The 23,466-nt window shown below is 46.3% G+C and carries 17 protein-coding genes; 6 read left to right on the forward strand and 11 right to left on the reverse strand.

The features are described from left to right. Positions 1 to 92 precede the first annotated feature (92 nt). From kdsB to DK423_RS00880, 5 genes are read right to left on the reverse strand one after another with little or no spacing between them, the layout of a single operon-like run. Positions 93 to 866 (reverse strand): 3-deoxy-manno-octulosonate cytidylyltransferase, encoded by a 774-nt coding sequence (gene kdsB / locus DK423_RS00860; protein ID WP_109043842.1) that lies wholly within the window; start codon positions 864 to 866, stop codon positions 93 to 95. A 1-nt stretch (position 867) separates the two neighbouring features. After that, positions 868 to 1,047 carry a Trm112 family protein gene (locus DK423_RS00865; RefSeq protein ID WP_005556684.1) on the reverse strand — a complete coding sequence of 60 codons (180 nt, stop codon included), beginning with the start codon at positions 1,045 to 1,047 and terminating at the stop codon, positions 868 to 870. A 21-nt stretch (positions 1,048 to 1,068) separates the two neighbouring features. Then, positions 1,069 to 2,043, reverse strand: a complete 975-nt coding sequence (gene lpxK / locus DK423_RS00870; protein WP_005556686.1) for a tetraacyldisaccharide 4'-kinase — start codon at positions 2,041 to 2,043, stop codon at positions 1,069 to 1,071. 25 nt (positions 2,044 to 2,068) lie between these two features. Beyond that, positions 2,069 to 3,817, reverse strand: a complete 1,749-nt coding sequence (gene msbA / locus DK423_RS00875; protein ID WP_061886042.1) for a lipid A ABC transporter ATP-binding protein/permease MsbA — start codon at positions 3,815 to 3,817, stop codon at positions 2,069 to 2,071. A gap of 46 nt (positions 3,818 to 3,863) precedes the next feature. Further along, complete coding sequence (locus DK423_RS00880) at positions 3,864 to 6,293, reverse strand: DNA internalization-related competence protein ComEC/Rec2 (RefSeq protein ID WP_005556690.1); 2,430 nt, start codon at positions 6,291 to 6,293, stop codon at positions 3,864 to 3,866. A 297-nt stretch (positions 6,294 to 6,590) separates the two neighbouring features. Between DK423_RS00880 and dksA the strand changes: the two genes are divergently transcribed. The 3 genes from dksA (at position 6,591) to folK (ending at position 9,104) form a co-directional block, all read left to right on the forward strand. Then, on the forward strand, positions 6,591 to 7,028 hold the full coding sequence (dksA, locus tag DK423_RS00885; protein ID WP_005556693.1) for an RNA polymerase-binding protein DksA: 438 nt from the start codon (positions 6,591 to 6,593) through the stop codon (positions 7,026 to 7,028). A gap of 116 nt (positions 7,029 to 7,144) precedes the next feature. Beyond that, the gene (gene pcnB, locus DK423_RS00890; protein ID WP_109043843.1) at positions 7,145 to 8,611 is read left to right on the forward strand and encodes a polynucleotide adenylyltransferase PcnB; all 1,467 of its coding nucleotides are present in this window, start codon (positions 7,145 to 7,147) and stop codon (positions 8,609 to 8,611) included. Next, positions 8,604 to 9,104 carry a 2-amino-4-hydroxy-6-hydroxymethyldihydropteridine diphosphokinase gene (gene folK, locus DK423_RS00895; RefSeq protein ID WP_005556696.1) on the forward strand — a complete coding sequence of 167 codons (501 nt, stop codon included), beginning with the start codon at positions 8,604 to 8,606 and terminating at the stop codon, positions 9,102 to 9,104. The genes pcnB and folK overlap by 8 nt, the downstream gene beginning before the upstream one ends. Positions 9,105 to 9,165: 61 nt before the next feature. Here the strand turns inward: folK and DK423_RS00900 are convergent, their stop codons facing one another. From DK423_RS00900 to DK423_RS00910, 3 genes are all read right to left on the reverse strand, one after another. Continuing rightward, positions 9,166 to 9,528 (reverse strand): cupin domain-containing protein, encoded by a 363-nt coding sequence (locus DK423_RS00900; protein ID WP_005556698.1) that lies wholly within the window; start codon positions 9,526 to 9,528, stop codon positions 9,166 to 9,168. 345 nt (positions 9,529 to 9,873) lie between these two features. After that, complete coding sequence (pta, locus tag DK423_RS00905; RefSeq protein ID WP_005556702.1) at positions 9,874 to 12,009, reverse strand: phosphate acetyltransferase; 2,136 nt, start codon at positions 12,007 to 12,009, stop codon at positions 9,874 to 9,876. A gap of 67 nt (positions 12,010 to 12,076) precedes the next feature. Next, on the reverse strand, positions 12,077 to 13,279 hold the full coding sequence (locus DK423_RS00910; protein ID WP_005556704.1) for an acetate kinase: 1,203 nt from the start codon (positions 13,277 to 13,279) through the stop codon (positions 12,077 to 12,079). A 266-nt stretch (positions 13,280 to 13,545) separates the two neighbouring features. Between DK423_RS00910 and yfbV the strand changes: the two genes are divergently transcribed. Together yfbV and DK423_RS00925 are read left to right on the forward strand one after the other, a co-directional pair. Continuing rightward, positions 13,546 to 13,989 (forward strand): terminus macrodomain insulation protein YfbV, encoded by a 444-nt coding sequence (gene yfbV, locus DK423_RS00915; RefSeq protein WP_005556705.1) that lies wholly within the window; start codon positions 13,546 to 13,548, stop codon positions 13,987 to 13,989. Between the two features lie 179 nt (positions 13,990 to 14,168). Further along, entirely contained in the window at positions 14,169 to 14,711 is a 543-nt protein-coding gene (locus DK423_RS00925; protein WP_061886612.1) for a CvpA family protein, read from the forward strand. 149 nt (positions 14,712 to 14,860) lie between these two features. On the opposite strand, the gene malQ is transcribed toward DK423_RS00925, so the two are convergent. Both malQ and malP read right to left on the reverse strand, forming a co-directional pair. After that, positions 14,861 to 16,936 (reverse strand): 4-alpha-glucanotransferase, encoded by a 2,076-nt coding sequence (gene malQ / locus DK423_RS00930; protein ID WP_061886172.1) that lies wholly within the window; start codon positions 16,934 to 16,936, stop codon positions 14,861 to 14,863. 145 nt (positions 16,937 to 17,081) lie between these two features. Then, entirely contained in the window at positions 17,082 to 19,472 is a 2,391-nt protein-coding gene (malP, locus tag DK423_RS00935) for a maltodextrin phosphorylase (RefSeq protein WP_061886927.1), read from the reverse strand. A 172-nt stretch (positions 19,473 to 19,644) separates the two neighbouring features. Between malP and malT the strand changes: the two genes are divergently transcribed. Beyond that, on the forward strand, positions 19,645 to 22,359 hold the full coding sequence (gene malT / locus DK423_RS00940) for an HTH-type transcriptional regulator MalT (protein WP_061886926.1): 2,715 nt from the start codon (positions 19,645 to 19,647) through the stop codon (positions 22,357 to 22,359). 159 nt (positions 22,360 to 22,518) lie between these two features. On the opposite strand, the gene tehB is transcribed toward malT, so the two are convergent. After that, positions 22,519 to 23,379 (reverse strand): SAM-dependent methyltransferase TehB, encoded by an 861-nt coding sequence (tehB, locus tag DK423_RS00945; RefSeq protein WP_005556717.1) that lies wholly within the window; start codon positions 23,377 to 23,379, stop codon positions 22,519 to 22,521. Positions 23,380 to 23,466 lie beyond the last annotated feature (87 nt).

The raw sequence follows: 23,466 nt of genomic DNA on the forward strand, positions 1-23,466 counted from the left end.
TAAATTCATTGATAAACGAATTATTTTCTCCGTTAATTCCGTCTGTCAAATCTCCCCCTGCCCCTCTTTTCTAAAGAGGGGAGAGATGTGCATTAATGAGATTTCTTCGTCAAAATCGACCGCACTTTTTCCAGATCTTCGATGGTGTCCACCCCTACGGCAGGCACGGCTTTGGCGAGTTCCACATGGATTTTTTCGCCGTGCCAAAGCACACGTAATTGTTCCAGTTTTTCGATGTGTTCCAGCGCAGTCGGCTGCCATTGCACATATTGTTTAATGAAACCGGCACGGTAAGCGTAAATGCCGATGTGACGTAAATATTCGGTGTTCAGCCGTAATGTTGCCATATCGCTCATTTGTGCGAATTGATCGCGATCCCAAGGAATCACGGCGCGGGAGAAATAAAGCACATAGCCGTTTTTGTCGGTCAGCACTTTTACTACGTTGGGATTAAACAATTCTTCCGCGTTATTAATTTTTACCGCAAGGCTTGCCATGTTTACGGGGTATTTTGCCAGATTTTCCGCCACTTGTTTCACGATAATGGGCGGGATAAGCGGTTCGTCGCCTTGAATATTGACGATAATTTCGTTGTCGGGCAGTGCCAGTTTTTTCACTACTTCCGCCAGGCGTTCGGTGCCGGAATTGTGGCTTTCGGCGGTCATGCACACTTCCGCTCCGAAATTTTCGGCGGCGGTAGCGACCAATTCGTTATCGGTGGCGATAATGATGCGGTCGGCGCCTGATTGTTTGGCTTGTTCAAAAACATGTTGAATCATCGGCTTGCCGGCAATGTCGGTTAAAGGCTTGCCCGGTAAGCGGCTGGAGGCGTAACGGGCGGGAATGATCACGGTGAATTGTGTCATATTAATTATCCTGTTCTTGATTTAACGGCTGTGCCTGTTCCGCCAGTAATACGGGAATGCCGTTTTTAATCGGGTAGGCGATTTTTTCAAAACGGCAGATTAAACGTTGATGTTGCTCATCGTATTCCAAACGTCCGTGACAGCTTGGACATGCCACGATTTCTAATAATTTTCCATTCATTATGCTGCTCTCGATTTGTTGCTATTTTTGACCGCACTTTTGCACGATCTTTTGAATCAATTGGCGGGCTTTTTCGCCGTGAATTTCTGTCGTCACCGGCACATACCACCAGTTTTTCTGTGCAAATGCAAGGCATTTCACCGCGTCTTTTTCCGTCATCAGAAGCGGTTGATTTTTGTCAAATTGATTGAATAAATCTGCGCTGAAACGTTGGTGATCCTGAAAGGCTTGAGTTGCGGTTAGGGTAATGCCGTACTGTTGCAACATGGCAAAAAAGCGCGGCGGATTACCGATGCCGGCAATGGCGGTCGCCTGCGAAAATTCCGCCAATGGGCGTTGTGCCAGGCTGACTAAATTGACGGCGTATTGCGGTTGCAATGTCATCACCGCGTCGCTGTATTGGTTTTCCGCACCGTTGGTGATGATGAAATCGACGGATTTTAAACGGTTTGGCAACTCGCGCAACGGTCCGGCAGGCAATAAGAAACCGTTGCCGAGACCACGTTGCGCGTCCATGATGACGACTTCGATATCCCGTTGTAATTTGTAATGTTGCAAGCCGTCATCGCTGATAATGACATCGCACTGGGCGTGTTCTAACAGGCATTCAATGGCTTGTTGCCGATTGGGCGAGATACAAACGGGGGCTTGGGTGCGGGTGGCGATTAAGACGGGTTCATCGCCGGCTTCCACGGGATCGCCGGTGGGAGTAACCAACAGAGGATACTGTTTGGCTTGGCTGCCGTAGCCCCGTGAAATCACGCCGACTTTTAAACCGCACTTGGTGAGTTCCTGTACCAACCAAATCACTGCCGGTGTTTTTCCGTTACCGCCGACGGAAAGATTGCCGACGATCACCACGGGAATCGGCGCACGATAAGATTTTAGCAGATTAAAACGAAAGAGCGCGCGGCGAATGGCGGTAATCAGCCAAAATAACAAGGAGAAAGGGCAGAGTAACCATGTGATCCACGAGCGGGAATACCAAAACTGCATACCTTCTCCTTACGCGTTAATTCACTTATTGACTGAATTGCATACTGTGCAATTGTTTGTAAGCGCCACCTTGTGCCAACAAGGCTTGATGATTGCCGCGTTCTTTAATTTGTCCGTGTTCGATGACTAAAATTTCATCGGCTTTTTCGATGGTGGATAAACGATGGGCGATCATCAAAACCGTACGATCTTTTTGGATTTCTTCCAATGCCGCTTGAATAGCGCGTTCGGATTCCGTATCTAAGGCAGAAGTGGCTTCGTCTAAAATCAATACCGGCGAGTTACGCAATAACGCGCGGGCAATGGCTAAACGTTGACGCTGACCGCCGGATAAGCTGGCGCCGTTTTCGCCGATAACCGTATCCAACCCGTTTTCCAAATGCTCGATAAATTCCATGGCGTGTGCCGCTTTTGCCGCTTTGATGATTTCTTCACGGCTGTATTTGTCTTTTGCCGCATAAGCGATGTTGTTGGCGATCGTGTCGTTAAATAAATGCACTTGTTGGGAAACCACCGCACAATTTTCGCGCAAATCGGACAAACGGTAATCCTGAATATTCACGCCGTCCAGCAGGATTTCGCCTTGGTTTATATCATAAAAACGGGTCACTAAATTGGCGATGGTGGATTTGCCGGAACCGGAACGCCCTACCAACGCCACGGTTTCGCCGTGCGGAATCTTGAAGGAAATATTGTCTAAAGCGGGTTCGTCTTTGCCTTGGTAACTAAAGGTGACGTTTTTAAACTCAATGTCGCCTTTTACCTTGTCCGCTTTATAGGTGCCGGTGTCTTTTTCCGTATCCATATCCAAAATGCCGAACAGGGTTTGGCATGCCGCCATGCCGCGTTGGAATTGTGCGTTCACATTGGTTAAAGATTTTAGCGGGCGCATTAAGGCAAGCATGGAAGAGAAAACGACGGTAAATGTACCCGCACTTAAGTTCTGATCCATAATGGAGGGGAAAGTGGCTAAATAAAGTACGGCAGCCAAGGCGAAAGAGGCGATAATCTGCACCACCGGATCGGCAATGGCATCAGCAGCGGTCATTTTCATGCCCTTACGGCGCATATCGTTACTTACACGGTTAAAGCGTTCTTCTTCAATGAATTGTCCACCGAAAGACAGCACCACTTTATGTCCTTTTAACATTTGTTCCGTAGTTGAGGTCAGTTCTCCCATCGAATTTTGCATATTGCGACTTAGCTCACGGAATTTCTTGGAAACCATACGAATTAAAATACCGATAATCGGCCCGATAACAAATAAAACCAAGGAAAGTTGCCAGCTGGTGTAAAGCATAATACTGAGCAAGGAAAGCAAATACGCACCTTCACGTACGATGGTAATGAGGGAACCGGAGGAAGCGCTGGCGATCATTTCGGAATCGTAAGTAATGCGGGAAAGCAAGCGGCCGGAAGAGTTGCTGTCGAAAAAACTCACCGGCATGAACATTAAATGTTTAAACAGACGGCGGCGCATGGTCATCACCACTTTGCCGGAGACCCACGCCAAACAGTAGTTGGAAATAAAGCTGGAAACGCCGCGAAAGAGAATCAGCAGCACCACAAATACCGACATTTGTTTTAAGAAAGAAGCGTCAGCTTTGCCAAAACCATCATCCAATAAGGGTTTCAGTAAGAAAATTAAGCCGGAATCGGTTAACGCGTTTAATATCAGTGCGACACCGGAAACAATCAAACCTGCTTTATACGGGCTAATCATCGGCCATAAACGTTTGAAGGTTTGCATAGTGGAAAGGTCTTGATCTTGCATAATAAATTTTCTGTCTTAGGTCAAAAAATAATGGCGCATTGTACCTTTATTTCGTGCTCAAGCCAATTAATCTGCGATACCAAGGCGAAAATTCCGCACGTGCGGTCTGAATTTTGATTTCATCATTGTAGAACAACAGACGGATTTGCCCGCTATGCGCCGTATTATAAATTTGCGATCCTTGTTGTTGCAGGCGCGCCACCACGTCTTTATGGGGAAAATGCCACGGGTTCCAACGCCCGCTGGAAATCAGCGCAATGTCCGGTTGAATATGCTGCACCAACGCCTGTCCCGTGGAGGTTTTGCTGCCGTGATGTCCCACTTGCAACACATGGATCTTGCCAAGTTTCGGCAGGATCTTATATTCCACACTAAGATCCGCGTCACCCGTCAGTAAGATATGGTGCGCGCCATCACTTAATAAAAGCGTACAGGAATTCGGATTTTCCGCACGGGGCACAATGTTTTCCGGCGATAGAACGGTAAAATGCAACCCCTGCCAATGCCATTGTTTACCGGTTTGACAAAAAGTGCGGTCATTTTTTTCGGCGTTTTGGGAACCGTATCGTCTCTGTGAAGCGGTGGTCAGCTGAATATGAGGATACGCCGCTAAAATGTCTTTGGCGCCGCCCGCGTGATCGTTGTCGTCATGGCTTAATATCAGCCATTCCAAATCAATGCCTTGCCGCTGTAAATAAGGCAGAATTTCCAACTGTGCCATACTGCCGCCCTCCCAGCTCGGTCCGGTATCGTAAAGCACGCCTTTGCCGTCTTTCACGATTAAGGTTGCCAAACCTTGCCCCACGTCCAAGGTTTCCAATTGCCAGTTCGGGCGAGAAATGCGCTGAGAAATTAAGGTCAGGCAACACAGGGCAATAAGCCCGACACCCAGACAATAAGCGCTTTTTCGTAACGGTAAACTTAAGGTACGTTCGGGACTCAGGTGAAATCCCTTAAAGCGGTGCTGCCTTGCCAATGCTAACGTGGACGTTATTGGTTTTGGTGGTTGATAAATAACATAGATCGCCACTAAAAAAAGAAAGGTTAAACAGAGGGTTACCCATAAACTGTGCGGAATGGAAATTGCCAGCCAGTCATCTTGCCAAGGCGTCAAAAGTGCGGTGATTTTTTCTACCAAATCGTTGGCGAGCTGCCACGAATGCCATGCGCCTTGGGTGACTACGGCAAATAACACCAGTGGTACCAATACAAAGCTATAAAGCGGCACGGCGATAACATTAGCAATAAAACTGTTTAACGAAATGCCGTTAAAAAACAACAGCTGAATGGGCGTGAACAGCCAGAGTAAACCGAATTGCAAATGAAACAAGCCGAAAACATACCGCACTTTTCGCCACGGCGAATTGGCAAGGGAATGGCCGCGCCATTGCAATAGAGACAACGGGAAACATTGGTACCAAATAATCAGACAGGTCACTGCGCCCACCGACAACCAAAAGCCGGTGGTAAGCAACATGAGTGGATCGATCAAGATTAACAAGGTAACTACTCTTAACAAGAATTGCCACACCGTCCAATATCGTCGCCAATGCTGGATCACGTAGAGCATGGCTAGCGCCACGATGGCGCGTAACGTGGGGATAGCAAGTCCCGCCAGTTGGCTGTATAACAGCGCAAAAATGAATCCGCAGAGAATAGGAAACGTCGGTCTGATGTAACGCGTCGGCAAGGCAAATTGCAGCAGGCGCGCCAAGGTAAAACCCAGCATCATCGCTAACCCGATATGCAGCCCTGAAATGGCAATTAAATGTGCCGTATTTGTTTTTTGATAAATTTGCCAAGTTTTTTGGTCTAAGCGGAAACGTTCACCAAAACTGAGTGCCAGCAGCAAGCCTTGTTGCGGTAAATTCTCAGTTTGTTGTAAGGCTTGATTGAGGGCGGTTTGGCGTAACGAAAAAACGTTTTCCAATTTGACCGCACTTTTAATCTCCGCCCAAGCGGTGATGCGCTTACCGAAATACCATGGCTGGCGGTCAAAACCGTGAAAGTTCAGGCGGGAAGAAAGCAGTCGCAGGCGTAAATTGCCCGCGTAACGTTCGCCGAGGTTGACTTGTTGTTTGAGTTTCCATTGCGCGTAAATGCGTTGTTCGGGTAGGTTTTCGGCGAGTTTGGCGCGGATAACCAGGGTTTGATAATGCTGCTGATGTAGGATTTCCTCAACGGTAAATTCGCTGTGTACGGTTTTCGGCAGATTGGCAAGATTATCCGCCAGTGTCAGTAAGGAAATTGCCGATTGGTGGACGTAAGCGGACTGAATCACCAAGATCAGCAGCCAGGTGAATATCTGCTTGATTTTTTCTTGCCGCAGGGCATGAGCAAGCAACATGAATGGGCATAACAAGAGGAGTAAATAGCACGCCGTTTGCCACGATAATAAAAAGCGATCGGGCAAAAACAATAATGTTAAACCGCTAAAAATCAGGGCTATAGCCAATTTATCCAACGAAACGCTCACATTTTCAACCGCACTTTTATCATCCGAAGGGCGGCTACTATGGAAGAAATGGGCGAGGCGTAAAACCGGCGGAAGTGAATATTGGAAGCTGAATCACAAAAATAAAATTTTTCATCAAAAAACCCCAATGGATGTGTAAATTTTATTTGATAAATAGGATAAGTTCTGCTATTTATACGCCTTCAAAATTTGGGTCCGTTTTTTAATCGGTTTACTTTGGTAGTAACAACATTAAGCAACACTGATTGTGGGGGCTTAGCAGTATGAAATGGATGAATTTTTTATTAGGAGATACAAATGAGTAAAGCGTCTTTGAGTTTATTAGCTTTAGCCGGTGTTGAGCCGTACAAAGAAAAGAAAGGCGAAGAATACATGAATGAGCACCAAGTGCTGCATTTCAAAAAGATCCTTCAAGCCTGGCACGATCAAATTAGAGATGAAGCTTCTCGAACCGTTGCTCATATGCAGGACGAAGCGTCTAATTTCCCGGATCCATCTGACCGCGCCACACAGGAAGAAGAATTTAGCTTGGAGTTGCGTACCCGCGATCGTGAACGCAAATTAATGAAGAAAATCGAAAGCACCTTGAAAAAATTGGATACGGATGATTTCGGTTATTGCGAATCCTGCGGCGTAGAAATCGGTATTAAACGTTTAGAAGCGCGCCCGACCGCCGATCTCTGCATTGACTGCAAAACCTTGGCGGAAATTCGCGAAAAACAAATGGTAGGTTAATCCTGCTAAATAATGGATAAAAGTGCGGTCAAAAAACACATCATTTTTCGACCGCACTTTCACTTTATTTTTGTGATAAATGGAGATGTATTATCTTTACCTATATTAAAAACCTTTTGAGCAAGAAAACGAAGAACAAAACCCCCGCTCAAAATGAAGTTAAAGTCTCGCCTAAAAAACAATCCGTTATTGAATATGAACCTGTAAAAAACAAGGCTCAAAGTTCTTCCCGTAACAAAAAAAACACGCACAAAAAAGATTTCAAACACAGTATTAAAGCCTCAACGCACGGTATTACGCCACGCATGATCAATCGTCACGCGTTGACCGTGGTGGAAAAATTACAACGCCAAGGCTATGAAGCCTATGTGGTCGGCGGTTGTTTGCGCGATTTATTGTTAGGCAAAAAACCAAAAGATTTTGATGTGGCGACCAACGCCCGTCCGGAACAGATTCAGGCGATTTTTCAGCGTCAATGCCGTTTGGTGGGGCGACGTTTTCGCCTGGCTCACGTCATGTTCGGGCGTGAAATTATTGAAGTCGCCACTTTCCGTGCCGGTCATGCGGAGCATCATAATGAAAAACTCGCCAAACAGAGCGAAGAAGGGATGTTACTGCGCGACAACGTGTACGGCACCCTGGAGCAGGATGCGGAACGCCGCGATTTTAGTGTGAACGCGCTGTATTACAATCCGCAAGACAACACCCTGAAAGATTATTTCAACGGCATTGAGGATTTAAAAAGCGGCAAATTGCGTTTAATCGGCGATCCGGTAACCCGTTATCAGGAAGATCCGGTGCGGATGTTACGTTCCATTCGTTTTATGGCAAAACTGGATATGTTTCTGGACAAACCGAGTGAAACGCCCATTAAAGAGTTGTCACATTTGCTGAAAAACATCCCGCCGGCACGCTTATTTGAAGAAAGTTTAAAATTGTTACAGGGCGGAAACGGTGTGAAAACTTATCGTTTATTGCGCCAATATGGCTTGTTTGAGCAACTGTTCCCACTGTTATCGAATTATTTCACCGAACGTGAAGACAGCATGGCGGAAAAAATGATTCTGCAGGCGCTTACTTCTACCGATGAACGTGTCGTCGATAAATTGCCGATTAATCCGGCGTTCTTATTTGCCGCGTTTTTTTGGTATCCGTTACGTGAACGGGTGGAAATGCTAAAAAATGAAGGCGGCTTGAATAACTATGATGCTTATGCGTTGGCGTCTAACGATTTGTTGGATGTGTTGTGCAATGCCTTAGCCGTTCCCCGCCGTCACACTGCGGTGATTCGTGACATTTGGTCGTTGCAACTGCAATTTTTAAAACGCACGCCAAAATCCGTGCAACGCGTTATGGAACAATCAAAATTCCGCGCAGGGTTTGATTTATTGGTAATGCGTGCGGAAATTGAGGGCGGGGAAGCCGTGGAATTATCCGCGTGGTGGCACGAATACCAATTCAGCAACGATAGCCAACGACAGGATTTGGTTAAAGAATTACCAAGTCAGCCGAAAAAACGCAAATACCATCGTCGCAAACGTAGCTCCACTACGAAAAACACAAATAAGGCTGCTCATGAATAACGTGTATGTCGCTTTAGGCAGTAATTTAGCAGATCCGCAGGCGCAGTTAGTCGCCGCATTACGGGCGATGAATCAACTGCCTGATAGCAAGATAGTGAGCGTGAGTTCTTTTTACCAAAGCAAGCCCCTCGGTCCGCAAGATCAGCCGGATTATGTCAACGCCGTCGCCTGCCTGGAAACGGCACTTTCTCCCCTTGCATTGCTGGACGAATTGCAACGTATTGAGCAGGAACAAGGGCGTGTCCGTCTTCGTCGCTGGGGCGAACGCACATTAGATCTGGATATTCTGCTTTACGCCGAACAAACCATTCAGTCGGAACGTCTTACCGTTCCTCATTACGATATGCACAATCGTGAATTCGTGATTATCCCGTTGGCGGAAATCGCTCCGACACTTTCCCTGCCAAACGGGCAATCCATTAGCGAACTGCTGCAAAAGTTTATTCATCATCAGATGGTGATTGTGAAAACGCAGAGTGAGATTGAATTTTAAAAGTGCGGTCGGTTTAAAAAACGTTTTTTAAATCCACCGCACTTTGAGTGGATGGAGTTTCTTACTTGTGTTTATGTTCGTGATGTTCGCCGACTAAGGTAACTAAAATCACCGTGTCCTCCGTCGCTTCCCCTTGGATAAAGTGCTTGCCGTCAAAATTCAACACTTGACCCATGCTGATGTCATGCTTTTCCGTATCGTCAAGCAATACGCTAATCTTTCCGTTCAGGACGGTAAAAATGACGCTTTCGCCCTCATGGTTATGGCGTTTTAACTGCTCGCCTTTTTTTAATGCTTTTTTCACCACGGTGAAATGATCGCCTTGTAAAATTTTGCCGAACCCATCTTTCACCGTACCGATGTCGGCATTCGTGTAAAATGCGATGGCGAGACCTAACGCCATGCCAAGCATGAATTTTTTCATAAACCGTCCTCTTGCTAATTGATAAATTGCTTATTCTTTGCTCAAGTCTGTTTATTGTGAAAGGTTAACGGTAGGTTTGTCAATGAGAATAGTTATCATATTTTGATATAAAGTGCGGTCGGTTTTTCCCGCGTTTTACATTTATCGACAGGTCGGGTGCAACAACTCCGGGCGATATTCAAAATGTCCGGAATCGTGATGGTACTATTTTCCACTCCAAATAAAGCCGATAATTAAAAATGGTTTTTTCATATTGTGAGTTCAATAGAATAAAGGCTTCCATAATGAAAGCCTTTATTTTTGCACTGAAGTGCGGTCATTTTTTCAAACGTTTTTAATGACGTTTTATTGTGTCGCTTGAATTGCGGTTAAGGCAATGGTGTACACAATGTCGTCAACCAATGCACCACGGGACAAATCGTTCACCGGTTTGCGCATACCTTGTAGCATCGGACCGATGGAAACGAGGTCGGCGGAACGTTGAACCGCTTTGTAGGTGGTGTTACCGGTATTCAAATCCGGGAAGATGAAGACGGTGGCTTGACCTGCAACCGGTGAGTTAGGCGCTTTGGAGCGTGCCACGTCTTCCATCACCGCTGCGTCGTATTGTAACGGGCCGTCGATGAGTAAATCAGGACGTTTTTCTTTCGCAATACGGGTGGCTTCTTTTACTTTTTCTACGTCGGCACCGCTGCCTGATGTGCCGGTGGAGTAGGAGATCATTGCCACTTTCGGATCGATACCGAAGGATTTTGCCGATTCGGCAGATTGAATGGCGATTTCCGCCAATTGTTCCGCCGTCGGATCCGGGTTCACCGCGCAGTCGCCATAGACTAATACTTGATCCGGTAGCAACATGAAGAAGATGGAAGAAATAATGGAGCTGCCTGGTGCGGTTTTGATGATTTGCATCGGCGGACGAATGGTGTTGGCGGTGGTGTGCACGGCGCCGGAAACCAAGCCGTCCACTTCGTTGGCTTCCAACATCATGGTACCGAGCACAACATTGTCTTCCAGTTGTTCACGTGCCATGGTTTCGGTCATGCCTTTGGCTTTACGTAATTCAACCAAACGCGCCACATAGTTTTCACGCACGCTTGCCGGGTCGATGACGGTAATGCCTTTCACTAATTTAACGCCTTGGGATTCCGCCACGCGTTGTACGTCTTCCGGTTTAGCTAACAAGACACATTCTGCAATACCGCGTTCGGCACACAAAATCGCTGCTTTGATGGTACGCGGCTCATCACCTTCCGGTAAGACGATGCGTTTTTGGGCGGCGCGGGCTAATTCAGTTAATTGGAAACGGAATGCCGGCGGAGATAAGCGACGTAAACGGCTTGAGGCTTCCACCAAGCCGTTGACAAACGCCGCGTCTAATTTTTCGCCGGTGTAACGTTTGATGTTTTCGATACGTTCTTTGTCGTCAACCGGTACTTCAAGGTTGAAACTTTGCAGGCTTAAGGCGGTTTGCCATGTGTTGCCTTCAATACGGAATACCGGTAATTTTTTGCTTTCAAAGACGTGTTGGCACAGCTTTTTGATTTGCGGATCCAATTTGTAGCCGCCGGTTAATAATAAACCGCCGATTTCAATGTCGTTAGACACGGCAAGCGCCGCCGCGACGATGACATCAGGTCGGTCTGCAGAGACCACTAATAAGCTGCCGGCACGGAAATGTTCCACCATGTTCGGTAGGCTTCTGGCACAGAAGGTAATGCCGCGAATCCGACGGTTCACATCGCCTTCATTCATAATCGCTGCGCCTAAATGCTTGATTAAATCAATAGCACGGGTGGCGATCAGATCGGCGGACCAAGGAACGCAGGCTAATAATTTAATCGGGCTTTGGGCGAAAAGTCTGACAAGTTCGGATTCGCTGTTGTGGCTGTGTTGGAAGGAATCGAAAATTTCGCTTAAATCAGGGCGTGTTCTGCCGGATTCGTCAACCGGTGCGTTGAATTTGTTCACGATCACACCGAGGAGATTTTTATTGCCTTTACCGCCGAACAAGGAGGCAGCGGCTTCGACACGTTCTTTTAATTGTGCCGGGGTTTCCGTTGATGGGGCGGCAACCAATACAATTTCCGCATCAAGGGCTTGGGCGATTTCGTAGTTAATACTGTTGGCAAAGGTATGTTTACGGGTTGGAATCAAGCCTTCCACGATCACGATTTCGTTGTTTTTAGCCAGTTTTTGGTGGTTCTCAACAATTTTTTCCAATAACACATCGGATTGATTTTGACCGATTAAGGATTCCGCCACGCTTAGCATAAACGGCTCAGCAGTTTCTAAAGCGGTGCCGGTACGCACGATGGAGGTGGTGCGGTCGATAACATCCTCACCGGTGTTCGGTTGGGATATTGGTTTCATAAAGCCGACTTTGGCGCCTTTTTGTTCAAGAGCGTTGATTAAACCGAGGCTTACACTGGTTAAACCTACGCCGGTGCTAATCGGAATGAGAATAATAGTACGGGACATAATTTACCTTTATTTTGTAAGTAAAAAAGAAACTGCCGATTTAATCGGCAGTTCGTTTGATTAATGTTCAAATACAAAGACGTGCAGTATCTTGTGCGATAACGAGTTCTTCGTTGGTTGGAATTACTATAGCAATAGGAGTGTTATCGGCCGTGATGATCCCTTCTTTACCGAAACGGGCGGCAAGATTTTTCTCTTGATCTAGTTTATAACCGAATAATTTTAAGTGCTCCAAGGTGATTTCACGCACATGGGCGGAGTTTTCACCGATACCGCCGGTAAACACAATAGCATCCAGACGTTCACCGATTACCGCCATATAAGAACCGATATATTTGGCTAAACGATAGCAATAGACACCTAATGCACGTTTTGCCGGGATTTCTTTGTCATAATTATCTTCTGCATAACGACAGTCACTGGTCACCTCCGTTAACCCTAATAAACCGGATTTTTTAGTTAACGTATCGTTAATTTCCTTCACGGACATACCCAACGTATCGTGCATATAGAAAATGATAGCAGGGTCGATGTCGCCGGAACGGGTACCCATTACCAAACCTTCCAATGGCGTCAAACCCATTGAGGTGTCGATACATTTGCCGTGACGGATTGCCGATACGGAACCGCCGTTACCTAAATGACAAGTGATCACGTTGATTTTATCTTCCGACACACCTAACCGTTTTGCTGCTTCACGGCTGACATAATAGTGGCTGGTACCATGCGCGCCGTAGCGACGAACACCATGTTCGCGGTATAAAGAGTACGGTAATGCGTATAGGAATACTTCTTCCGGCATGGTTTGGTGGAAGGCAGTATCGAACACCACGACATTTTTATCTTTCAGGTGTGGGAATAATTTGAAAGCCTCTTTGATCCCGATTAAGTGTGCCGGGTTGTGCAGCGGTGCGAATTGAATTGCTTCTTCAATGCCTTTGACCACTTCATCGGTAACGATAACGGAAGAGGTGAATTTTTCGCCGCCATGTACGATACGATGGCCGATGGCAACTACGCCTTTTTGTAATTCGGGATCAAGAGAGAAAATGTTATTAACAATGAAATTTAATGCTTCGGCATGCGCGGCACCGGCACCTAAATCTGCCTGCCCTTTTTCACCGTGCAATTTCCATTTAATACGGGCTTCAGGTAAATAAAATGCTTCGGCTAAGCCGGATAATTTTTCTTCGCCTGTTGCAGGATTAAGAATTGAGAATTTTAATGAGGAACTACCACAATTGAGAATTAGGACTAATTTTTCAGACATAAACGACCTATACTGGTTTGAGTTAAACAAAATCCGTTCAAATAATGAACGAGTAATAGAAAGTTAAACTGCCATAGGATACACCTTTCACCATACAAAATAAATTCTCAACAGTAAAAAACACGACATTAATCGAAAAATTTGATGATTTTGGCGAACGTTAAATTTTGTGATTTACGTTCTGAGCTAAAACACCGGGGGATTATAAAAAATAGCGGCTTTATGTTATGGTGAGCGCCAAGTTAAAAAGAAGGATAAGGTAGTACATGAGCTTTTTCAGCACCCTAAAAACCGGTCAGCAATATTTGAAAAGCTGGCCGTTAGAACCTAAACTTGGTGCGATTTTTCCGGAAAATCGTGTCATCAAAACCACGTTATTCGCCCAAAAATTCATGCCGTTCTTGGCGGTGTTTTCTATCGTATGGCAACAGTTTTATGCGCGAGGTGACGGGATTGCATTGGCGGTAGCGGTTCTGACAGCGTTATTTGCGTTATTTTTACCCATGCAAGGCATTTACTGGTTGGGTAAGCGCGCTAAAACACCGTTACCACCAAAAAGTGCGGTCGGTTTTCAGCGCGTTTATGAGGAGCTGAAAGAAAAACAGGCAGCATTGCCGGTACGTCCCGAAAAGCCGACCTACTTTGATTTAGCATTGTTGTTAAAACAGGCGCAACAAAAATTAGGACGGGATTTCTGGCAGGATCTTTAAGCCCCGTGTTTTTCTATATTTATAAATATAACAATAGGATAGTAACTTCCTTTGGGGTATTTGCTCAAAAGGACGCTTTTTTGAGCGCATAATTTTTTTGCGCAAATGTTTTCGTTTTTTGCTAGAATAGCGCCCATTGCAAATGAAAATATCTTTTTTCAACGCACAGAGATGATTTAATGATTGATTACATTATTGTCGGCATTATTGTTTTTTCCATTATTGTCAGTTTATTACGCGGTTTTGTCCGCGAAGTCATGTCACTAGCCAGCTGGATTGTGGCATTTTTAATTGCAAGCAATTTTTATATGTATCTTGCCGGACTCTTAACATCAATTGAGTCCGTTTATATTCGTAACGGCACGGCTATCGGTATTTTATTTATCGCTTCGCTCATTGTCGGCGCCATTGTCAATTATGTCTTGGGGCAGTTGGTGGATCGTACCGGGTTAAGCGGCACGGATCGTGTGCTCGGCGCCTGTTTCGGTTTATTACGCGGAATTTTGATCGTCGCCGCCATGTTGTTCTTCTTAGATACATTTACCGGTTCAAATCAAACCGATTGGTGGAAAGAATCCAAATTAATACCGCACTTTCGTTTCGTGGTGGATTGGTTCTTCCAACAATTACAAGCCAATTCCGGTTTTTTAAATTCAACCCTGAATTTGGAGCAGATTGCCAACCCTGCAACAAATGCGGTTCCGGCTTCAACTACAAACTAGGGTATCTATTTGGTTGGAGATCAGATGAATGTCCCTTGGAATGGGATTTATTTGAACGCTGGCGGGGTTTAGGTGTTTAAAGTGCGGTGGGTTTCAAAAACGTTTTTAAAACCCACCGCACTTTTCGTTTATATTGGTTATGTCGGTACTTACCCTTTACGTTTAGCATTCACCTCTTTCAGCAATTTCTGAATGTCTTGAACGGCAAAAATCGCGTCGGTGTTTTGCGTTAAACGGCGGCGCCAGTTGGCGTATTGCATACTGGTGCCCGGGATGTTGACCGGTTCGGTCATGCCCAGCCAGTCTTCCGGTTGGAAGCCGAACAGGGCGCTGCTCACATCGGCGACATAAGATTGCAGCTGATGAACAAATTTTTTGTTCACATCGGAAGACAAGGTTTCATCAATGCCGGCGCCCACCTTAATATCATGTTCTTTCAAACGTTGCAGGATCCCCGCTTTCGCTTTCACACGGCCTTTTTTCAGAATTTCCAGAATTTGCGGGTTCGGATACACGCCGTATTTTTGCCCCAATTCAAAATCATAACCGCGCCAATAACCGTTAATGGTTGGCAGGTCGTGGGTGCTTAGGGTGGTCATTGCCTGATACGGATAATCTTGTAAGTCGCGACTTTGTCCCTGTTTATCAAACTCAAAATAGAAGATTTTGTAAGACAAAATGCCGGCATTTTTCAATTTGCTGACGATTTCTTTCGGCACGGTGCCCAAATCTTCGCCGATAATCACGCAGCGACGACGCTGGCTTTCAAGGGCGAGAATGGCAATCAAATCATCGACCGGATAACGCACATAGGCGCCGTTGACCGGGCTGTCGCCTTTCGGGATCCACCATAAACGCAACAACGACATAATGTGATCAATACGCAATGCGCCGCAATGATTCATATTGGCGCGCACCAGGTCGATAAACGGCTGGTAAGCGCGTTGTTTCAGAATGTGCGGATTCATCGGCGTTAAGCCCCAGTTTTGTCCTTGCGGACCTAACACATCCGGCGGCGCGCCCACGGACGCCCGCAGACAGTACAATTCCTTATCGCTCCAGGTTTCCGAACCGCTGCCGGTGACGCCTACCGCTAAATCGCGGTACATGCCGATGGTCATTTGTTGCGCTTTACATAAGGCATCGCATTCGGCAAGTTGTTGGTCGGCGCAGAATTGCAACCAGGCATAAAATTCGATTTCCTCGCCATATTGACGACGGAATTGCGCGACGGTTTCCGTGTGGTAATCACGGAATTCCGGCGCCCAGAAATCCCAGCCCCATTGTTCTGCATATCGGCTGCTCAAATGGGCATGCAGCGCATCAAAAGTGGCTTGCACCTGTAAACTTTCACCACCGTCACGCACGAAATCGGCAAAAGCCTGTTGGGAAGGTGCGGTCGGATTGGCTTTAAATTCGGCAAAGGCAAAATGCAGCCCTTTTAATTTCAGCGCCATCACATCGGCATAATTAATCCATTCGGCGGCGCGTAAGGCTTTCAATTTTTCCTGCACTTCCGCCGAGGTAAACCAACGTTGCGCCGCCGCGCTTTGTTGGAATTCCGGCAGTTGATCGATGTTGATGTAAATGATGTTAAGCCATTTGCGCGAAGACGGGCTGTACGGGCTGGCGCCATCGGGATTGCCCGGGAACAGGGCATGAATCGGGTTTAAACCTAAAAAATCCGCTTGGTACGGCGCAAGTCCGCGAATAAATTCTTTCAAATCACCGAAATCACCCACGCCCCAGTTGCGCGCTGATTTCAGGGTATAAAGCTGAATAAAGCTGCCCCAGAGTTTTTTCTGTTCGGCAAAGGCTTCCGGTTCATAACAACGTTGCGGCGCAACGATAAGGCGGCAATGCACTGCTTCCTTCCCGCCGTGTAAAACCAAATCGTGATAACCCAACGGCAGATCGCGCGGCAGGGTTATGCCATTTTTTTTCACTTTGCCTTCAATGGTGCCGGCATTGTCTTCCAGGTGAAGCTGCCATTTACCCTGCCATGAACGGGTGGCATCGGAAACATTTAACAATAAAAAGTGCGGTTGATTTTGACGGAGAATTTTCACTGGCGGCAGCGGGTGAGTGCGGCTGGTAAGATGACCTTCAAAGGTGGAAAGCAAGGTTTTTTTAATGGCAAGGGGCGCGCGAATTTTCAGCCCGCGTTCGTCAAAAAAGTAGGGCATGATGCCCGCTTGGTCGAATGTTTTTTCTTTGATAGACATAGCGATTCCTTAAAGGATTGTCTGATTTCGGTTGTGTTGGTTTAGCTGATGGTGCGCATCTCCCGACGCGTACCCTTTGTTTGTTCGAGGCACGCGTCGGGAGACGCGCGCCATCGGTGGTTTTACAGTTCGCTAAAAAGTGCGGTCATTTTTTCAGCCAGATTCGTTGTTGATAATCGCGAATGGAGCGATCGGAGCTGAACATGCCTAAACGCGCGGTATTTAAAATGGCGCTGCGTAACCAGGCGTCCTGATCCAAATAGGCTTCGCCGATTTTTTGTTGCGCGTTGACATAGCTGTCGAAATCCGCAAGCACAAGGAACGGGTCATGCTTCAACAAGCTGTCCAGCATCAGTTTGAACATCTGTTTGTCGCCGTGGCAGACTTTGCCTTTGGTTAAGAAATCCATAGCGTTTTTTAACACCGGATTGCGTTTATAGTAATCGCGCGGTTTGTAGCCTTTTGCCAATAACTCGCGCACGCTTTCCACAGTGTGACCGAAAATAAACACGTTTTCTTCGCCCACCATCTCGGCAATTTCCACGTTCGCGCCGTCCAATGTACCCAATGTCAATGCGCCGTTGAGCGCCAGCTTCATGTTGCCGGTGCCGGAGGCTTCTTTACCCGCCATGGAAATCTGCTCGGACACGTCCGCCGCCGGAATGATTTTTTCCGCCAGGCTGACGCGATAATCCGGCAGGAACGCCACTTGCAGGCGATCTTTCATGGCTTTGTCGTTATTGATGACCTCCGCCACGTTGTTAATGGCGTGAATGATATTTTTCGCCAGATAATAGCCCGGCGCCGCTTTACCGGCGAACACGAACACGCGCGGGGTGTAATCCTGATTCGGATTGGCTTTCAGCGATTGGTATGTGGCGATAATGTTCAACAGGTTCAAATGCTGGCGTTTATATTCGTGGAAACGCTTAATTTGAATATCGAAAATCGCATCGGTATTCACGGTAAAGCCCAACGTGCGTTGAATTTCATCGGCTAACACCACTTTGTTGTGATGTTTAATGGCGCGATATTCTTCACGAAATGCCGCGTCGTCCACAAATTTTTCCACGCCTTTGAGCAATTCCAGATCTTTCGCCCAGTCTTTTTTCAGGGTTTTATCCAATAGCGCGCTTAATTTCGGGTTGGTTTGTTGGATCCAGCGGCGCGGTGTAATGCCGTTGGTGACGTTGCAGAATTTGGTCGGGAACAGTTTGTGGTATTCCGGGAACAAATCGCTGACCACCAAATCCGAGTGAATTTGCGCTACGCCGTTGACTTTGAAACAGGTCACCACGCACAGATTCGCCATGCGCACACGGTAGTCGAACAGAATCGCCAGTTTTTCCCACACTTTCGGATCCGCGCCGAATTTCGACCGCACTTTTTCGTGGAAGATGTTATTGATTTTTTCCACAATTTGAAAATGGCGCGGCAATAATTGTTTGAATAAACGCTGATCCCATTGTTCCAGGGCTTCCGGCAACAACGTGTGGTTGGTGTAAGCGAAGGTGTGGGAACAGATTTTCCAGGCGTCGTCCCAGCTAAGATCATGTTCATCCAACAACACGCGCATTAACTCCGGAATGGCGAGGGTCGGGTGGGTGTCGTTCAGTTGAATCACTTGATATTTGGCGAAGTCTTTCAAGGCGTGACCTTCGGCAAAATGGCGCGCCAGAATATCGGCGACGGAGCAGGCGCAGTGGAAATATTGCTGCATTAAGCGCAGTTTTTGTCCCGCTTTGTGGTTATCGTTCGGGTAGAGCACCTGAGTAAGTGCGGTGGCATTGACGATAGTTTTGTCCGCGTTAAGGAATTTACCGTCGTTGAACAACGCCAAGTCGAACGATTGTTCGCTGTCCGCCTGCCATAAACGCAGCGGTTGAATAACCTCGTTTTTATAGCCGACAATCGGCAAATCAAAGGCTTTGCCTTGAATGGTGAGTTTGGGCTCCCAGGCGTATTTGCCGCTTTTAATCGGCGTGATTTTACCGCCGAAGCCGATATTTTGCGTTTTGGACGGATTGTAACGGTGCCATGGATAACTGTTGCGTGACCACAGATCGGCGCTTTCTTTCTGCATTCCATCTTCAAAAGATTGTTTAAATAAACCGTATTGATAATGCAAGCCGTAGCCGGTGGCATTTTGTCCGAGCGCCGCCATGGAATCTAAAAAGCACGCCGCCAAACGCCCTAAACCGCCGTTACCTAAGGCAGGATCCCGTTCCTGTTCCAATACATCCGCCAGTTCCACATCGTATTTTGCCAAATAGGCTTTGATGTCGTCGTAATAACCGAGATTCATCAAATTATTGCCGGTGAGACGACCAATCAGAAATTCCATGGAAAGGTAGTTTACATGACGACCGCTTTTTTTCGCGGCATGCTTGCCATAAGCCAGTTCGAGGGTACCTTCGGCAATCACGCGATACCATTGGTCGAGGGTGAATTGTTGCGGTGATTGCACGTCGAAATAACGGCAATATTTTTTGACAATCGCATCAAATGCGTTGTCATAGGTACGTTGTTTAGGCATAAAGGGGCTCCTGATTAATCAATATTATTTCGTTGTTTTATTATGTTTAATCAAAGTAAAAGGAAATCCTCCCTGCTATAATCTTGCCGGTATGACAACAAGGAAGTAATTCGTTAGACTAGGTAGGAGAAATCCTCCTTCTTTCGCTCCAATTTAATTTACGATTAAAGTTATGTTAATTCCATCAAAGTTAATTTGTTCTTATCGCCTGCAAAACAGTATTCAACGGGATCGTTTAACCCGCCTGCTGGACAAGGCGCATCTTTATCCGCTGGTGCTGATTCATGCGCCGGCAGGCTATGGCAAAACCACCTTAATTTCCCAATGGGTTGTCGGACAAAAAAATGTCGGTTGGTATTCTTTAGATGACAGCGACAATGAAGCGGAGCGTTTCGCCACTTATTTTAGTGCGGCGTTACATCGTGCTATCGGCGCGACATCACCGAGGGTTGAAGAAGGGTTTAATCAGGCGAATTTGCTTTCTTCGTTAAATCAGTTGCTGATGAAAGCCTTGGATTTCAAGGAACATTTTTATTTGATTATTGATGACTATCATTTGATCGACAATGACGAAATCCATGACGCATTAAAATATTGGATTCGCCATCAGCCGGAAAACATGACGCTGATTCTCATTTCCCGCGCCGTACCGCCGTTCGGCATTGCCGGTTTGCGGGTGCAGGAACAATTGCTGGAAATTGATATTCACCAGCTTTCTTTTAATCATCAGGAATCCCTCGCCTTTTTCCACTCCCGTTTAGGGAATGAACTGCCCGAGCAGGAAATCATTGCGTTATGTAACGAAGTGGAAGGCTGGCCGACCGCACTTCAGCTGATTAGCTTATCCGCCAAGCAGGCTATGGATAAATCCGGTGGCGTGTTGCCGTTGCAGGAAATGGAAAAACGGCTGGCAAAATTAAATAATTTCCACATTAACGAATATTTGAGCGATGAAGTGCTGAATCATGTGGACAACGAAACCCGCACTTTCGTGTTGCAATGTTCCATTTTGCGTTCCATGAATGAAAATCTGGTGAAAGAAGTCACCGGTTTAACCAATAGCCGTCGCAAACTGGAGGAATTGGAAAAGCAGGGACTGTTTATTCAGCAAATGGATTCCGACGATAACTGGTGGCGTTTTCACCCGCTGTTTGCCTCTTTCCTGGCGTATTGTTGCGAACTGGAATTAACGGAGCAACTGGAAGAATTACACCGTCGCGCCGCACAAGCCTGGTTAAAACTGGGCTATTTTACCGAAGCGCTCTATCACGCCATGCAATTAAGCGATGTATCTACGTTATTGACCATTTTGCAACAGCACGCCTGGCGCTTGTTCCATCAGGGCGAATTGAAATTACTGGAAGAAAGCCTGAACCGCATTGATTATGCGGCGCTGATTCAACACCCGAATTTGGTATTGTTAAAAGCCTGGTTGGTGCAAAGCCAGCACCGTCATGCGGAAGTGGACGGCATCTTTGCTCATTTTCAGGAAGCTTTGGCAGAGCACAATGTGCAACTGAGCAAAGAAAATCAGGCGGAATTTGATGTGCTGAAAGCGCAGGTGGCGATTAACAGCGGCGATGAAAACACCGCCTTTTCCCTGGCGTCCAAAGCCCTTGCCGATTTGCCGGAGAATTATTGTTACGCGCGCATTGTGGTAACCTCCATTATCGGCGAAGCCTACCATTGTTACGGCAACCTTAACGAAGCGTTAATTATGTTGCAGGGGGCGGAGAAAATGGCGCGCCAACACCATGCCTATCACAATATTTTGTGGTCGTTGCTGCAACAATCGGAAATCCTCATGGCGCAGGGTTTCCTGCAAGCCGCTTACGATATGCTGGATAAAGCCAGTCTATTCGTGAAAGAAAACCACCTGCAAAAAGTGCCGATGTATGAATTTTTACTTCGTCTGAAAGGGCGCATTTTGTGGGAATGGTACAATCTGGATAAAGCGGAAGCCATGGCAAATGCCGGTATCGCCGTGCTGAATGAGCCGAAAGATAAATTACAGTGCATTGCCCTGTTGAGCAAAATTTCCCTGGTGCGCGGCGATTTGGACAACGCCACCCGTTTATTGCGGGAAGCGGAGCAGTTACAAAATGCCTACAACCACCATCATGACTGGCTGGCAAATGCGGATCAGGTGAAATTATTTTTATGGCAAATGACCAACGACGAAGAGGCGGCGCATAATTGGCTGATCCAAAATCAACCGCCGGCAACGGATCGTAATCATTTTACCCAGGTTCAATGGCGCAATATCGTGCGTGCGCAAATGTTGGTGGGGCAGTTTGAAGAGGCTAAACAGATTCTGGATAAACTCATCGCCACGGCGGAAGAATATCATCTCACCAGCGATTTAAACCGTGCCTTGATATTACGTAACCGTTGGTATTTCCTGCAAAACGAAAAACATTTGGCGCAAAAGGATTTAATTGAGGCGTTGCGTTTGGCGCGTCAAACCAATTTCATCAGCGCCTTTGTGATTGAAGGGGAAATGATGGCGCAACAAATTCGCCATCTGTTGCAGCTGAACGTATTGGACGAACTCGCTTTGCATAAAGCACAATTTATTTTGCGTAACATCAACCAATATTACCGTCATAAATTCGCCCATTTTGATGAACAATTTGTCGCCAAACTGCTTGCCAACCCGCAAGTGCCCGAGTTACTCAAAATCAGCCCGCTCACCCAACGGGAATGGCAGGTGCTGGGGCTGATTTATTCCGGTTACAGCAATGAACAAATCTCCGACGAACTGCAAGTGGCAACCACCACCATCAAAACCCACATCCGCAATCTCTACCAAAAAATCGGCGTGGCAAACCGCAGCGAAGCCATTTCTTATACGAAAGATTTGTTGAAGCTGATGGGGTATATATAGTGAGAAAGAAAGTGCGGTGACTTTAAAAACTTAACGACATAGCAGAAAACAAAGTTGCTTTTATTAATTTTTGTTCATAAATTCAAAAAAGTGAGTTAACCCTGTACCGGTATTGTCAGGTCTTAACTCACTTTTTACAAACTATTTAACCTATTGAGCCTATTTCTTCCTTGCCAACATTGTCACAAATTTCATTTTAATTCGATTGCCGCTTTCATCGGTTTTGTGCAATTCGCCCATATTTTCGTTGTACTCAAGAAATTCCCAGTCTTTGTAGTATTGTTTTAATTCTCCTTCGGCTAAGGTGAAAGAAAACGGCAGTGGGCAAGGGACTTCCGGTGTGGACATGGCGGCAACGATTAAATTGTAACCACTCGAGTTGGTGCGATCTTGTATATTTTCGATAATTGCCGGCATGCGGGCGCGATCCAGGAACATGAAGACCACCGTGGAAACGATGAAATCATAGTTTTCTTGAATATTGGCATCGTTGATGTTGTAAAGTGCGGTCTGAATATTCAGATTTTCTTTTTCTTTGATCTCATTTAAAAACATGAGACTGCTTTCATTGTGATCCCAAGAGGTCACGTCATAACCGAGCAAACTTAAATAAAGGGAATTACGTCCTTGTCCGCAGCCTAAATCCAACACCTTGCATGGTTTGATGATTTTGGCGACATTCACCACATCGCCGTGGGTGGCAGTTATGTTGTATTTTTTGCTGAAATAGTCTTCTTTGGCGCAATAGAATTCAAGGAAACATTCTAAATCGTCGGACAGCGCTTCGACACGGTGCCAAAGTTGCGGTTCGATAAACGGCGTTTCATCTCGTGGGGTGAAAATGTGCTCACTGACCACATTGCCGTCTTCGGTCAGTACATAAAATTTTAATTTTCCTTTTAAGATAGTGATTTTGCCCCAAGTGCCGGCTTTGGTGTTGTGCTTTTCCTGAAACATTTTGGGCAATGTGTGTTTAGTCCAAACAGGCATTTTTTTATAAGAAATCAGCTCGCTTTGCATTTTCTTCTCCAACATAAAATAGTTGAGTGTAATGGTAGGTTAATTTGCTTTGCTATGCAATATTTTATGCGCATTATGTGACGGGCA

It is taken from the genome of Aggregatibacter actinomycetemcomitans (assembly GCF_003130205.1).
Lineage (GTDB): Bacteria > Pseudomonadota > Gammaproteobacteria > Enterobacterales > Pasteurellaceae > Aggregatibacter > Aggregatibacter actinomycetemcomitans_A.

Coding starts and splice junctions, on each gene's coding strand:
- pta (WP_005556702.1), bottom strand. CDS start 12,009: ATGTCCCGTACTATTATTCTCATTCCGATTAGCACCGGCGTAGGTTTA.
- yfbV (WP_005556705.1), top strand. CDS start 13,546: ATGAGCTTTTTCAGCACCCTAAAAACCGGTCAGCAATATTTGAAAAGC.
- tehB (WP_005556717.1), bottom strand. CDS start 23,379: ATGCAAAGCGAGCTGATTTCTTATAAAAAAATGCCTGTTTGGACTAAA.
- dksA (WP_005556693.1), top strand. CDS start 6,591: ATGAGTAAAGCGTCTTTGAGTTTATTAGCTTTAGCCGGTGTTGAGCCG.
- malQ (WP_061886172.1), bottom strand. CDS start 16,936: ATGTCTATCAAAGAAAAAACATTCGACCAAGCGGGCATCATGCCCTAC.
- msbA (WP_061886042.1), bottom strand. CDS start 3,817: ATGCAAGATCAAGACCTTTCCACTATGCAAACCTTCAAACGTTTATGG.
- malT (WP_061886926.1), top strand. CDS start 19,645: ATGTTAATTCCATCAAAGTTAATTTGTTCTTATCGCCTGCAAAACAGT.
- folK (WP_005556696.1), top strand. CDS start 8,604: ATGAATAACGTGTATGTCGCTTTAGGCAGTAATTTAGCAGATCCGCAG.
- DK423_RS00925 (WP_061886612.1), top strand. CDS start 14,169: ATGATTGATTACATTATTGTCGGCATTATTGTTTTTTCCATTATTGTC.
- malP (WP_061886927.1), bottom strand. CDS start 19,472: ATGCCTAAACAACGTACCTATGACAACGCATTTGATGCGATTGTCAAA.
- DK423_RS00910 (WP_005556704.1), bottom strand. CDS start 13,279: ATGTCTGAAAAATTAGTCCTAATTCTCAATTGTGGTAGTTCCTCATTA.
- lpxK (WP_005556686.1), bottom strand. CDS start 2,043: ATGCAGTTTTGGTATTCCCGCTCGTGGATCACATGGTTACTCTGCCCT.
- kdsB (WP_109043842.1), bottom strand. CDS start 866: ATGACACAATTCACCGTGATCATTCCCGCCCGTTACGCCTCCAGCCGC.
- DK423_RS00865 (WP_005556684.1), bottom strand. CDS start 1,047: ATGAATGGAAAATTATTAGAAATCGTGGCATGTCCAAGCTGTCACGGA.
- DK423_RS00900 (WP_005556698.1), bottom strand. CDS start 9,528: ATGAAAAAATTCATGCTTGGCATGGCGTTAGGTCTCGCCATCGCATTT.